Below are 13,116 nucleotides of genomic sequence, written 5' to 3' on the forward strand. Positions count from 1 at the left end.
TAAAAAAAGAGCGGATCATTCGCTCTTTTTTTATATCTAAATTTGTACGCTTATTTTTATTCATAGCGACAATGGTAAGCCGTCGCCTCTGCTACTTTGACTTGAAACTTCTGGTTTGCCTCAACAATAAAAGTGTCGCCTTTGACATAAACTTGCCATTCACTTTTTTCAGGTAACAATACGTTTAACAAGCCAGAAACCACTGTCATATATTCCCGCTGACTGGTACCAAATTCATACTCACCAACGGCCATCACTCCTACAGTAGAAACACCCTCAGCGTTATCTAAAGCGATGGATTTTACTTGATCATTAAAATAACTGTTTACGGCTAACGCTTTGCTCATAGATATCATCTCTGTTCAGGTTTAAAAATAACGTTATTATTTAGGATTCTTTGCTGCCTACCATTTGTTCAATAATCCACTCTTTAAAGGCCAACATAGCAGGTGTTACAGATCGGCGCTTCTCATACACTAGGTAGAAAGACCGGTCTGTAATCAAATGCTGATCGAATAGCACCTTCAGAGTCCCTGACTCAATCTCAGGCATGACTAACTCAGGATCAGATAAGGATATCCCTAAGCCTTGTGCCGCTGCTCCAGCGGTTAAAGAGCCACTGGAGAACATCAAACCACGACGAAATACTTTAGGATCTAGATCATGTTGTTGCAGCCAATCATGCCACTCATCTTTTCGCTTTGTCACATGCAATAAAGGATAAAAGCTCATATCCTCTGGTTTATTAATCGGCTGATTCGGTTTAATTAATCTAGGGTTACATACTGGCGCCAAACGAGCTGGGCGTAAATAATGAGCCTCAACACCTTCCCAATCGCCGCTGCCAAAATATACCGCCATATCGATATCGCCAGCCGCAAAGTCAACCAAGCCAGTTAGCGAACTAATTTCAATTTGAATATCTGGATAACGATCTTGAAAACGCTCCATTCTCGGCATCAACCAACGGGTAAGGAAAGCTGGGGCAACAGCCAGTCGCAAGGACCCCACTTTTTGCTTACTTTTTAACTCAGAGGTCGCGGCGTCTAACTGCTCGAAAATGCTTTTGATCGGTTTTAAATAAGCTTCCCCTGCCTCCGTTAATATCACTTTGCGTTTAGTACGACGAAATAACTCAATACCTAGAAAGCTTTCTAGGCCTTTTATTTGGTGACTAATCGCTGAAGGCGTAACAGACAATTCATTAGCCGCTTTATTAAAACTGCTATGACGCGCAGCAGACTCAAAGCACTTCAGTGAATTTAATGGCGGTAAACGATTAATAAGCTCATCTCCAATAGATAAGAAAGGCAATAGATAAAATGAAATTACTGTCTCTATACTTTACTTAATCAATAGCTTGAATGGGACCATTCTGTCAATAAATAAGCTTTAAAGCCCTAACAAAACAACTCACCCCAAAAACTAATCCTCATCCCCCATGTCATCTTTTTTCTCAAAACGTCTAGGGGGCAGTTTAAATGCCTCAAAACCATCTTGCTGATTATCATGGAACTGAGCTTTACCTGTCGTTTTACGTGGCGCTTTTTTCGCTTGCTTCACCGTTTCTTTACTTACTTTATTTTTCACCACACGAGCGGGTTTAGGTGGTGTTAAGCCTTTAAACTTAGGTTCTAACCCTTCGATCACCTCTGGCGCGAAGGTTTTTTGCAGAAAGGTTTCAATCGCTTTAAAATTCAACCAATCTTTTGGTCCGACTAAAGAATAAGCATCACCTTTAAAACCAGCTCGACCAGTTCGACCGGTTCGATGAACGAACTCTTCCGCTTGCTTTGGTAAATCAAAGTTAAAAACATGAGAAACATTGGCAATATCAAGCCCACGAGACGCCACATCCGTACTGACCAAAACGGTAAACTGATCTTTTGCAAAGCTCTCCATCACCTTATTTCGAGCACTTTGAGAAAGATTGCCATTCAGCGCCTGAGTGGTTAACCCCCAATCTGCGATAATTTCAGACAAACGCACCGTATCGTTTTTTGTGGCCGTAAATAAGATGGCTTGCTTGATGGTTTGTCCTAGCAACAAGTGTTTTAGCAGAGCCTCTTTATGATCCAAATGATCACAAAGGAAAACATGCTGTTCTATGTCTTTATGCTCATCAAAACCTTGACCCACCGCGACCCGTGACGGCTCTCGCAGCAACTCATTAGCAATGTCACTCACTTCGGTATTGTCCAGCGTCGCAGAAAAAAACAATGTCTGGCGCTGACGATGGTTGGCGGCGGCATTAATTGCTCGCATGGCTTCTGCAAAACCTAAATCTAACATACGATCAGCTTCATCAAGAATCAGTAGCTCAAGCCCTTCGAGAAACACATTACGTTGTTTTAAATGGTCGACCAAACGTCCAGGTGTCGCAACAATGAAGTGAGGATCTTTCTGCAATAACTTATGTTGATCATTAAAGTTTTCTCCGCCTTGAATCAGAATAGAAGTAAAACGACTACTGGCCAATAAAAGACGTAATTGACCAAAGACTTGCTTGGCCAACTCACGGGTCGGGACCAAAACCACCACGCGAGGATCACGTTTAGATAAGGCACGAGTTTTATACACTCGATGTAAAGCAGGTAATAAATAGGCGAGTGTTTTTCCCGAACCGGTTTTTGATGACGCCAATAAGTCTCGCCCAACCATCGCTTCTGGTATCGCACGGGCTTGAATCTCTGTGGCCTCTTCAAACCCCAGATGCCCAATAGACTTTAAAATACGATTATCAAAACCAAATTCTTCGAATAACAAGCAAACTACCCCTTAAAAATAACGCTAATACGTAAATAAAGACCTTTACGTTCAATTTTTTAATTATACCCCAGCCGATAACAGAAGGTTATTCATCTTGCATTAAAAGGTAGGATTTACCCGCGCTAATAAGACCTAATCCCATACCATTCAATGTTTCGACTTGAACAAGGTTCTCTGCCAGAGCATAAAAAACATGACGGCCCACCAGCGCCTTCATACCATAGCGCATGGAGATATAAGGATGTTCTTCCTCAGCAAAAGGCTCGAGCCAGATATCACAATCCACCCCCAACACCCTCACATCATCTGTCTGGGTGACAAACTCAATCGCTCGTCCCTTATCGGTTTCTATCCACTGCCAAGTGGTCACCAGAAAGGGCGCATCCTCGACCTGAATACGCACCTTTTCAACGGGTGTCATCAAAAAATACTCACCCTCTTCTAACCATAGGATACGGCTAAACATGGTCACCATGGCTGGGCGCTTCATTTTCCCACCTTGATGCACCCAGTCACCATTGGCTTTAATGACCATATCCATATCACCACAGAAAGGTGGCGACCAAGTATGCACTGGTGGTAAACCTTGCTCCCCCCCCTTTTCCAGTATTTTCAAATCAATATCAGGCATGATCCCTCCTTAAAAATGAAGCAACAAATTTAGCCATCCTCACTTCATATACAATATTATTCAAGTTAGAAACAGGATCTTGAATTAACTTCACTGTTAGAATAAGTCATATCAAACAGATTCACCCATTTTCAATAGATGGCAACAAATCAACCATCTTATCTTCATTTTTAAGTGTGGCATTATGAAATCGGAATTAGCAAATAAGTTTCAAGACCCTAGCCGAGGCGTCTATTTTATCGGGACAACACCACCGAAATCCTCATTAGAAGAAGACAAGCTAGTAGAGATTAGTCAAAAACTCCTAGATCGCCTGACAGGTATCGATGTTGATGGCCTTATCGTCTATGACATCCAAGACGAAAGCAGTCGAATTGATAAGCCTCGCCCCTTCCCTTATATGGAAACCCATGACCCAAGAGCTTGGTCAAAACGCCTTCATCAACAATCTAACAAACCCGTTATCACCTACAAATCCGTTTCATCTCGCAGCTCAGAAGAGTTTACTGGCTGGCTAAGCGAAGCATGGGAAGATTTCGGCATTCGCGACCTCGTACTTGTCGGCTCGCCCTCTTCCGATGGTGACATCAAGCTACCACTTCCAAAAGCTTATGAAACCTTAAAAAGTTCGCCACAAGACTTCAATTTAGGTGGCGTTACCATTGCTGAGCGCCACGCTAAAAAAGGCGATGAACACCTACGTCTGTTGAAAAAAACGCAATCTGGCTGTGACTTCTTCATTTCTCAAGCCGTGTACAACCATCAAGCAACAGCAGATCTAATCAGTCGCTATGCACGTACCTGTAAAGAAAGAGGCGAAGCGCCAAAACGCATTATCTTGACCTTTACCCCATGCGGTAGCGCCAAAACATTAGAGTTCATGGAATGGTTAGGTATCTCTGTACCAGACGCCACCAAACACCGCATTCTGGATTCAGCCGCGCCACTAGACGAGTCCATCAAAATTTGTCGCAATGCCTTAGAGCAAATTATTGAAACCGCCTTACCACTTGGTGTGCCACTTGGCTTAAACATTGAGAGCTTAACCAACCGCAAAGAAGAAATAGACGCTTCTATCCAGTTATATAAATTACTCAAAGCCACGTTAGACCTGAAACTCGCAGAGCAAGGACTTCTTTAATTTAAAGTAAGAAGCTCGTCGAGTTTAGACAACACCCGCTCAATAGTAATATGCTGCATGGCCTTAGGGTCATGCACACGCGTTGACCAAGGCAGTTCTGACACTGGCTTATGATATTCTTCTTCTGCTAATTCTTCATACGCACTCACTACTTTATCTAAATCACTGTATGGGCCAGTGCGTGATGGATCTGAATGCGCGTACAACCCTAAAACGGGTGTACCAACCAAGGTCGCCATATGTGCAGGCCCAGTATCTGGACTAATCACCAGCTCGGCGTCTTTTAATACGGATAACATTTTATCTAAAGGCGTTTTACCAACCAAATTAATTACGTAATCTTCCCTTTCAGCCAAAATAGCCTGAGCAAAACTCGCCTCATCAGCTGATGGGCCGCCAGTCAGAACCACGACATGACCTTTCTTATAAAGGTGGCTTACTACAGCCCTATAACCATCAAGCGTCCAGTTTCTTTCCGCTTTTGATGCCGACGGGTTAATAACAACATAGCGATCCGGTAAATCTCCCCCCAAACTAGGAAGAGAAAGTTCGCAGGGCAAAACTGGAGAAGTAATACCCAAGACACTAGCGATAGACAAAAATGAGTCGAGTACATGACCACCCTTGGGTTCCGGAGCCTGTTCATTAACAAACCAATGTTGTTTTTCTCGCGAATGGGATAAAGCAAAACCGATCCTTCTTTTTGCCCTTATCATTCGGCTAACTAAGCTCGCCCTAAAAGACCATTGCAAATGGAGTAATACATCAAAGGTCTGGCCTTTTAGGCAGGACCTTAATGCCAACAAACCAGATAAACCACTTTTTTTATCGTACTCAATCACCTGAACACCAGCCAACAAACGAACAAGATTAGCTTCTAAAGGAGAGGTAATCCAAGTTACCTTCATCGACGGGTAGCGTTTCATTATCGCTTGAACCACACTCATGGCATGGCACACATCACCCAACGCAGACAATCGAACCACTGCTATCTGTTGAATATTCTCTTGCTGCATTTCGCCCTCTGGTGCTGTTTAAACTCAGCAAGTATTATAGAATAGCGCACCTTGAATGTGTCTAACTTTATAAGCTGTTTAATTAAGCGAGCCCTATGCCACAAGCAACAATAATCACTTCTAATACCACCTTGTTAAAAAGTGATACGAACTTAGCGATCACAGCTTCATGGTTTGAGCCTGATTTTTGGCAGCAACAACAAGCCTTAGCAGGCACTGGAAGTGGTAGAGGCGAAGTCTGGTTTATTAACAGCCAATTTGGGCGCTTTGTGATGCGCCGTTATCGTCGTGGAGGGCTAATCGCCAAACTCAATAAAAGACATTTTCTATTCACTGGATTAAAACAGACTCGCCCATGGCTTGAACTAAGCTTACTGGAACATATGCGCTCACTGGACTTACCCGTACCTCGCCCTATCGGTGGCATTTATACCCGTGAAAAAGGCTTTTATCAAGCTGAGCTCTTAACCGAAACAATCGACAAGGCTCAAGACCTTTTCGAGCTCATCAAAGCTGGAAACAGTGGGCAATTAAATTGGCAAGAAATAGGACAAGTAATTAAGAAGTTCCATGATAAGGGTATTTATCACTCAGACTTAAACTGTCACAACATCATGATCGATCACGCGAATAAGGTCTGGGTCATTGACTTTGATAAGTGTGAGCAAAGAACAAAAAACGAAAAATGGATGCAAGCTAACATCGATAGATTTAAACGCTCTTTAGATAAAGAGTCTACACTGCATTCACAATTCAATGTCTCTGACGCGCAGTGGCGCGCTTTTTTGGAAGGCTACCGTGGCTAAAAAAAGTACTCTAGATACAAGCATTACTCAATTTCTTGGGCCAAAACACTGGTTTTCTTGGTGCGCGATGGGCATCGCTTATTTATTAAGTTTTTTACCTTGGTCACTACAACAAGGATTAGGTAAGCACATTGGTCGATTACTTCATTCAATTGCCAAAAGACGACGTCACATATGTGATGTAAACCTAAAAATTTGTTACCCCGATATGAGCGACAAAGAACGTCAAGCTCTTACCAAAGCCCATTTTGAAAGCATGGGAAAAGGCACACTTGAAACCTTCGCCTCTTGGTTCCAAGAGCAGAAAAAATTCCAATCAAGAACCACCTTTGAAGGGCAAGAAGTGATTGACAAGGTACTGGCTGAAGGACGGGGCTGCATATTAATCAGCGGACACTTTTCCTCTCTCGATATTTGTGGTGGGCAAATGGCACGCTTTCTTGATGTTCACCCCATTTATAAGTTACAGACAAACCCAGTGATGAACTGGGTCATGGAACGTCAACGTCAGGCCATTTTTTCCAAGACCATCGAACGCACCAATATGCGAGAAGTACTAAAATCGCTCAAGCAAAATAAAGCCGTCTGGTATGCCGTCGATCAAGACTATGGTCGAAAAAACTCGGTATTTGCGCCATTTTACGGGCGCCAATGCGCCACCATCGCCCATATTGGACGCATCGCAAAGATGACCAATGCACCAGTCGTGCTTTATGATTACGGCAGAACAGACAATGGCTATCACTTAAGCCTGACCGAAGTCGAAAACTATCCAAGCCAAGACGACGTCGACAATGCCACTAGAATAAATGAGCTAATGGAAGCCGTTATTGAGCCTAAAAAAGCACAGTATTTCTGGTCCCATCGCCGCTTTAAAACCCAGCCAATAGAAGGTGCCCCCTCTCCTTACAACAAATAAAATAATAAGCCGCAAAAGGCAGTCACCTTCTGCGGCTTATTCATTTCACTCCGTTGCTTTGCTAAATACTATCGCGCACTTCCGCCATTAGCTTAAGTGATTTTAACCTAGCCTCAGGATCATGAATCGGCATAGAAACAATCAATTCATCAACCTCTGTCAATTCCATAAAGCGACTCAGCTTAAATTTCACAGAAGCTTTTGAGCCTACCATAGCGTATTGCAACATGTGCTCCACCATATGCTTTTCACTCGGCGACCAAATATCGTCCATAGATTTTACCGGTGCCGGGAAAGGAAAATTTCGGTTACGACGTAAATTCACAAACTGCTGCTGGGCTGATGTAAATAAATATTCAGCTTCTTCATCGGTATCCGCCACCACCAGCATCACGCCAGCCATAGTATAGGGTTTAGCATTTTGTTCTGAGGCTTTAAAATATCGGCGATACAGAGTAAAGGCTTCAAGCAATTGGTCGGGGGCAAAATGAGAAGCGAAAGAATAAGGCAAGCCAAATTCCGCCGCCACTTGAGCACTGTATAAACTCGAGCCCAACATCCAAATCGGCACATGAGTTCCGTGTCCAGGCGTTGCAATAACCCCCTGATCACCTTCGCCTAACAGACGCTGCAACTGCAACACATCATCTGGGTATTGATCCACTGAGGCGTTCATATTTCGGCGCAACGCCCTCGCGGTTTGCATGTCCGTGCCCGGTGCACGACCCAACCCAAGATCAATACGCTTTGGATACAGCTCTGCGAGTGTGCCAAATTGCTCAGCAATCACCAAAGGAGAATGGTTCGGCAACATAATCCCACCCGAACCTAAACGTATCTTAGAGGTTGCAGCGCCTAAATGAGAGAGCACCACCGCCGTGGCAGAACTCGCCACCCCCACCATGCCATGATGCTCCGCCAACCAAAATCGATGGTAATTATATTCTTCCGCTGCCAGCGCCATGGTACGGCTCGTTGCAAGCGATTCGGCAACAGAATAACCATCACCAACAGGTGCTAAGTCGAGAATAGAAACAGGTATCATGAGGACATCCATCAGTAAGAAAGATTCTTATTATTTGAGGCATATTTATTGAGATACAAGCTTCAACGCCTTATTTCAATATTCAAAAACTAAGCTTTACTTATCGAGACCTTTGCACGAAGTCGCGAGCAAAGCAGTCGTGCGAAGGTTTCTTATCTATTTTCTAAACGATTATAATCAAGAATACCGCCCTCCCTCGGCCTATCTTGCTTATTCAGATTAGCAATGGCATCACTAACAAACCAAAAATTAGGATGAGTACGGCGAATGCCAAAGTTATCAATCAGCGCTTTATAATCATCACGAGTCTTCAATGATGCGACTTGTTCAGCCCAATCAATCAACTCACCTTCTTCAACTTGCATCAGCACATTGGGATAATCGCCTAATACTCCTTTCGCCAATGTGATGCCATCTTCATTAGGTAATCTGGCACCAGCTTCATCCAATAAACTGGATATATTCGCATGGGCTTTATTGTGTATTAGGCTAATAACTTCTTCTGGAACACCCTGCTTTGTCACCAAAACCAGTGCCGTATTAGGTAAAAACTCCAGTCCGCCACCACGTATCCTTTGTAGCTTCTGCAATGCCAAAATATATTGCTGTGGCAATTTACTTTGCTCTAGATCGTAACCGTGATCTAACACTTTAGATAAATGCTCTCTCAGCTTTTCATACAGCTCAGCCTGAGGGTCATCAGTAGTGTATTCAACCTGAGTCTGGATATTCACCTTCATATAATCGCTAAAAATATAGTCTTTGATACTCTGATTGGCCTTACGATACCAATACTGACGAATCGATGCCCTATCCTCTTTGGGTAATAACAACAGAAAATTCATCTCGCCTTCCATCCGTAGAAAATCCATGTACAAGCGCGTCACTAATTGATGACCCACATTACCGTACACATCAAACCCCGCCACCAGCAAATAATGAATACGCTCAAGTAAAGGGTAATCGATCAGCCATGCCGTTTTAGGGTGCTGACCAACCATCCCCTTAACCACAGAGGCATTATCAAAGTGTCTAAATATGGTTAAGGCCGCATTCTTATTCGTACCATAACCGTCCCAAATCAAGCTCAAATCTAGGGGAATCGTCTTACCAGCTTCATTTTCAATTAACTTAGCTTTGGCAGACAAATAGGATTTCTGCTGCTCAGAAAAGCGCACCCATGAGGCAAGCGGCAAAGTGTTACTAGAACTCTCCGCAGGCAAATCCAAATGCTGAACCTGCCCCTCTAACAAATCAGCAGACCCCTTGTTATAAACCACCTCAGGATTAACGAAATAAACCCAGAATTGCTCATTAATCACATTCACCGCCACTTGACCACGACACACAGGCCCCTTAATAAAAGCCATGATGGTTTTTTGAGCATGATCTAATAAGAAGTGATAACGAGCATTGGCAGGTATTTCACGAAACGCTTTGAATGGATTCGTTGCCACCTCGCGATCATAACCAGGATCTCGCGTCACCCTGTATTCTTCAGCGTAAAAGTAGGACTGCCAACGCGCATAACGGGCTTCATCCAAACGCAGTGGAATATGATTCTTTTGAACCTTCACTTCCGGATCAGCCCACAGTCGATAATAAACATGATCAACACCAGGAGGATCATAAGGGCGGCGAGTAGCAATGCGTTCAATAGGTTGGCCTGATGGCGTTTTTGATCTTACCAACTGAAAACGATGTTCTTCTCCATCCTCCAAATACAAGCTATACAAATAAAGATGCTCGTATATATAACGGGATATCAAACGCCCTTTTAAGCCTTTACCATTCAGACGTGACTCCCACAAGCGAACCTGATCCTGAAGATCTTGTGGTAAAGGCTGCGCTTTCGGCATCTTTCCGCCCTTTGCCAACCAGCGAGTCAGCACATTATATTCTTCGGTGCTTAACGCTGGCAGGCCATAGGGCATACCCCATTTTGCGTATTTTTTTTCGAAGCTCTGATACTCCTCGATACTAGGACATTGCTGATCTCGAGCAAGAGAAAAATCGTAATCATCAGACAATACCGGAGTCGTAAAAGCACCTTGCTTATTACGCAACGCAATAGCACGGTACAATAAGCTGCCCTGTAAATTTGCCTCAGGGGTTTGGTCACGTTCATTAAGAACGGGGTGAAAGCCTTTCGTTCGCCACTCTTCCGTAGTCTTTGCGTCGATAAATAAGCGAGATGGGGAAGAAGCTAATAAACGCGTACCATCGTAGACAAGGTCTTTAGATCCCCCCCTTTCAAGCCCAGCTGAGGCCGTTAGCTTCAACTGACAGGGAGCATCGTAGCAGGCATGACACGAAACACATCGGCTATCTAAAATGGGCCGCACTTGATCATTATAAAACTTAGCATCTTGGTCACTGACATCGCTAACTCGGTTCGCTGGCGATTCCGAGCCAAACACCACATCTAACTGATGACTTGCATAGACAGCACAACCAGAAATCAACAAAACCACGCCAATAATTGTCAGCCACCGTGACATAAAAATTCCTATACCTTTAATTTTAGACTGTATTTAAATCAACCAAGCCTTTCAACTATACAAGCTCGCAGAAATAAAAAAACGCCTATAAAGGCGTTTTTAGACAGAAGCGAAAAGCTAAGGTTTATTTATCTAGTTCTTCAACAACATCAAATTCTTCTTCGTAATCGTCCGATAATTCATAAGCGTTATCACCCATATCATCATTAGCCAGTAACAGAGCATCTTCATAAGCCCCACCAAATTCAATGCGGGTAATATCATAAAGGTCGTATTCAAAAGTATCGTCAAACCAACGGGCATCTGATCCTATTTCTTCAAGTTCATAGGTCACCGCATCAGCACGAACAACACGACCAATCTCACAACTGTCGGGCTCAACCTCTTCACGATGTAAAGTCACCAAACCAAACTCTTCACTAATGTCAATCAGCAAAACAGCTAAGTCATCCAGATCAACCTCTGGATCAACGACTTTCTCACCGCGAAGTGCCAAGACCTTCTTTTGAAAATCATTAAAAGGAGCAGGGTGGGCAAAATCGCTAATGTCTTCCAAAAAAAGCACTTGGTAGCCATTTAAACGCACACTGTCATCTACTAATTGGAGTAGTACCATCTCTTCATTCGCAGCCACAACAAAACCGTCCGTCCAACTCTCTGGTCCGTCCAATTCTTCACGAAAAATGCGAACGACATTATTTCGCGTGCGGGCTTTTTCCAATTCGATGAGCATATCGGCTCCCTAAAAGCGTCAAAAAATAAACAAGCGCTAGTGTAAACTCAGCCAGCGCAAGGAACAACTACTGTAGAACTTGATGCCAATCTTCAATCAGACCAACAAGATCTTCTAAGCCACATTCGGCTTGAATACCATCCGTTGAGGTTTGATAAAAGCTCTCTTGCGAATCAAACATGGCTTTTATTTCTTCGTCAGCAGCATCCATATCTACCAAACGAGTGACCGCCACACCTTCTTCACTGATAATAACCTCAAACGGCCCATGTTTGAACTGGGTCACTTCTTTCTCAATTTCCGCCAAACGGGCAGCAAGCAGTACACGCTGAATATTCTCTAAGTCTCGAACATACTCAGACACCCACTCGCCAATCGCAGCAAATTCATAACCCGTGCTAATACGATAAAGATTTTCGTCCTGATCAAAGGCTATTTCATAATCCATGACCTTGAACCTCACTTTTGCTCATTAATATTCTCATCTTGATGTTGCGCTTTCTGATTCCGATAAGCACGATTTTTTTCCTGTTGTCGCTGGGGAATAGCGGCGTTTAATCTAGCCTGCCTTTCGGCTTCTTTTTTGGCTTTCGCTTCTTCCACCAAACGCTCTTCATGTGCAATCATCTCTGGCGTTTCCATAACGTAGGGTCCAATCGCTCCCGTTCTTACGTCATTTAAAAATACTTCTGCGGCTTTATGCATATCGACCTTACCACCGGAACGCAATGCACCTCGCTTTGAACCAATCACTCGCAATACGTCATACGCTTCAACAGACACTTCTTTTAACTTATAGCGGGTCACCAAAGCATCAGGGTAGTTTCTGAGAAAGAACCTTAATCCGGCCAAAGCCACATCTTCATAATCAATCGCGGTATCACGAACGGCTCCGGTGACGGCCAAGCGATAACTGGCATCCGGATTTTCAATTTTTGGCCATAAGATACCCGGCGTGTCTAACAGTTGGAAACCATTCGTCACTTTCAATTTTTGTTGCGACTTAGTCACCGCAGGCTCATCCCCTACTTTTGCGACACGGCGCCCTAGCAAGGCATTCATCAAACTTGACTTACCCACATTAGGAATACCCGCAATCATGGCACGGATCGGCTTTTCAGCACTGCCTCGATGGGGGACCAACTGACTCACCCACTGACTAACCTTAGCCACATCGGCTTTATCTAAAGTAGAAAACGGATAAGCAAGTACAGAGTCGTTACCACGCCAATGGGCTAGCCACAAATCAAGGCGAACACTATCAGCAAGGTCTTTTTTATTTAATAAGCGAAGTACAGGCACTTCACCACGCAAAGTATTCAGCATAGGGTTCTGGCTTGAGTCAGGAATACGCGCATCCAATACTTCGATGACAACATCGACCTGCGTCATGACTTCCTCGATCTCTCGACGCGCCTTGTTCATGTGCCCTGGATACCACTGAACGCTCACCCTAATTACCTCTCTAATACTACAAGTTTTTCGCGGGTGCGAAGTCTACCACAAGTTGCCATCACAATTGGGGAAATCCCATACCAAGAACCTATACTCTAAT

13 protein-coding genes are annotated in these 13,116 nt (G+C 43.8%); 3 read left to right on the plus strand and 10 right to left on the minus strand.

Annotated features, from left to right (window positions below; all coding sequences use genetic code 11):
• Positions 1-56 precede the first annotated feature (56 nt).
• From ppnP to I8J31_RS14380, 4 genes are all read right to left on the minus strand, one after another.
• The gene (ppnP, locus tag I8J31_RS14365; RefSeq protein ID WP_199469272.1) at positions 57-347 is read right to left on the minus strand and encodes a pyrimidine/purine nucleoside phosphorylase; all 291 of its coding nucleotides are present in this window, start codon (positions 345-347) and stop codon (positions 57-59) included.
• Between the two features lie 40 nt (positions 348-387).
• On the minus strand, positions 388-1,314 hold the full coding sequence (gcvA, locus tag I8J31_RS14370) for a transcriptional regulator GcvA (protein ID WP_233402790.1): 927 nt from the start codon (positions 1,312-1,314) through the stop codon (positions 388-390).
• Between the two features lie 111 nt (positions 1,315-1,425).
• On the minus strand, positions 1,426-2,766 hold the full coding sequence (locus I8J31_RS14375; RefSeq protein WP_199469273.1) for a DEAD/DEAH box helicase: 1,341 nt from the start codon (positions 2,764-2,766) through the stop codon (positions 1,426-1,428).
• An 88-nt stretch (positions 2,767-2,854) separates the two neighbouring features.
• Positions 2,855-3,400, minus strand: a complete 546-nt coding sequence (locus I8J31_RS14380) for a DUF1285 domain-containing protein (RefSeq protein WP_199469274.1) — start codon at positions 3,398-3,400, stop codon at positions 2,855-2,857.
• 184 nt (positions 3,401-3,584) lie between these two features.
• Between I8J31_RS14380 and I8J31_RS14385 the strand changes: the two genes are divergently transcribed.
• Positions 3,585-4,541 (plus strand): methylenetetrahydrofolate reductase, encoded by a 957-nt coding sequence (locus tag I8J31_RS14385; RefSeq protein ID WP_199469275.1) that lies wholly within the window; start codon positions 3,585-3,587, stop codon positions 4,539-4,541.
• On the opposite strand, the gene I8J31_RS14390 is transcribed toward I8J31_RS14385, so the two are convergent.
• Positions 4,538-5,557 carry a glycosyltransferase family 9 protein gene (locus I8J31_RS14390; protein WP_199469276.1) on the minus strand — a complete coding sequence of 340 codons (1,020 nt, stop codon included), beginning with the start codon at positions 5,555-5,557 and terminating at the stop codon, positions 4,538-4,540. The two genes, I8J31_RS14385 and I8J31_RS14390, sit on opposite strands and share 4 nt — an antisense overlap.
• Positions 5,558-5,652: 95 nt before the next feature.
• On the opposite strand from I8J31_RS14390, the gene I8J31_RS14395 reads away from it, so the two are divergent.
• Positions 5,653-6,363: a 3-deoxy-D-manno-octulosonic acid kinase gene (locus I8J31_RS14395; RefSeq protein WP_199469277.1), complete on the plus strand. Its 711-nt coding sequence runs from the start codon at positions 5,653-5,655 to the stop codon at positions 6,361-6,363.
• Positions 6,356-7,282: a lysophospholipid acyltransferase family protein gene (locus tag I8J31_RS14400; protein ID WP_199469278.1), complete on the plus strand. Its 927-nt coding sequence runs from the start codon at positions 6,356-6,358 to the stop codon at positions 7,280-7,282. Before I8J31_RS14395 ends, I8J31_RS14400 begins: the two co-directional genes overlap by 8 nt.
• 61 nt (positions 7,283-7,343) lie before the next feature.
• Here the strand turns inward: I8J31_RS14400 and I8J31_RS14405 are convergent, their stop codons facing one another.
• The 5 genes from I8J31_RS14405 to ylqF all read right to left on the minus strand — a co-directional run bounded on the left by I8J31_RS14405 (position 7,344) and on the right by ylqF (position 13,013).
• Positions 7,344-8,327 carry an LLM class flavin-dependent oxidoreductase gene (locus tag I8J31_RS14405; protein ID WP_199469279.1) on the minus strand — a complete coding sequence of 328 codons (984 nt, stop codon included), beginning with the start codon at positions 8,325-8,327 and terminating at the stop codon, positions 7,344-7,346.
• A gap of 152 nt (positions 8,328-8,479) precedes the next feature.
• Positions 8,480-10,828, minus strand: coding sequence for a fatty acid cis/trans isomerase (locus I8J31_RS14410; RefSeq protein WP_199469280.1), 2,349 nt, complete (start codon positions 10,826-10,828; stop codon positions 8,480-8,482).
• A 124-nt stretch (positions 10,829-10,952) separates the two neighbouring features.
• Positions 10,953-11,561 (minus strand): hypothetical protein, encoded by a 609-nt coding sequence (locus I8J31_RS14415; protein ID WP_199469281.1) that lies wholly within the window; start codon positions 11,559-11,561, stop codon positions 10,953-10,955.
• A gap of 67 nt (positions 11,562-11,628) precedes the next feature.
• On the minus strand, positions 11,629-12,009 hold the full coding sequence (locus I8J31_RS14420; protein ID WP_199469282.1) for a YacL family protein: 381 nt from the start codon (positions 12,007-12,009) through the stop codon (positions 11,629-11,631).
• Positions 12,010-12,020: 11 nt separating this feature from the next.
• Positions 12,021-13,013 carry a ribosome biogenesis GTPase YlqF gene (gene ylqF, locus I8J31_RS14425; RefSeq protein ID WP_199469283.1) on the minus strand — a complete coding sequence of 331 codons (993 nt, stop codon included), beginning with the start codon at positions 13,011-13,013 and terminating at the stop codon, positions 12,021-12,023.
• Positions 13,014-13,116: the final 103 nt, after the last annotated feature.

The organism is Marinomonas transparens (genome assembly GCF_016463975.1).
In the GTDB taxonomy this organism is placed as follows: Bacteria; Pseudomonadota; Gammaproteobacteria; order Pseudomonadales; family Marinomonadaceae; genus Marinomonas; species Marinomonas transparens.

Bases quoted from the DNA above. Each gene is read 5' to 3' on its own strand.
- I8J31_RS14420 (WP_199469282.1), bottom strand. From the start codon at position 12,009: ATGGATTATGAAATAGCCTTTGATCAGGACGAAAATCTTTATCGTATT.
- I8J31_RS14380 (WP_199469274.1), bottom strand. From the start codon at position 3,400: ATGCCTGATATTGATTTGAAAATACTGGAAAAGGGGGGGGAGCAAGGT.
- I8J31_RS14405 (WP_199469279.1), bottom strand. From the start codon at position 8,327: ATGATACCTGTTTCTATTCTCGACTTAGCACCTGTTGGTGATGGTTAT.
- ppnP (WP_199469272.1), bottom strand. From the start codon at position 347: ATGAGCAAAGCGTTAGCCGTAAACAGTTATTTTAATGATCAAGTAAAA.
- I8J31_RS14415 (WP_199469281.1), bottom strand. From the start codon at position 11,561: ATGCTCATCGAATTGGAAAAAGCCCGCACGCGAAATAATGTCGTTCGC.
- I8J31_RS14390 (WP_199469276.1), bottom strand. From the start codon at position 5,557: ATGCAGCAAGAGAATATTCAACAGATAGCAGTGGTTCGATTGTCTGCG.
- I8J31_RS14410 (WP_199469280.1), bottom strand. From the start codon at position 10,828: ATGTCACGGTGGCTGACAATTATTGGCGTGGTTTTGTTGATTTCTGGT.
- I8J31_RS14395 (WP_199469277.1), top strand. From the start codon at position 5,653: ATGCCACAAGCAACAATAATCACTTCTAATACCACCTTGTTAAAAAGT.
- I8J31_RS14385 (WP_199469275.1), top strand. From the start codon at position 3,585: ATGAAATCGGAATTAGCAAATAAGTTTCAAGACCCTAGCCGAGGCGTC.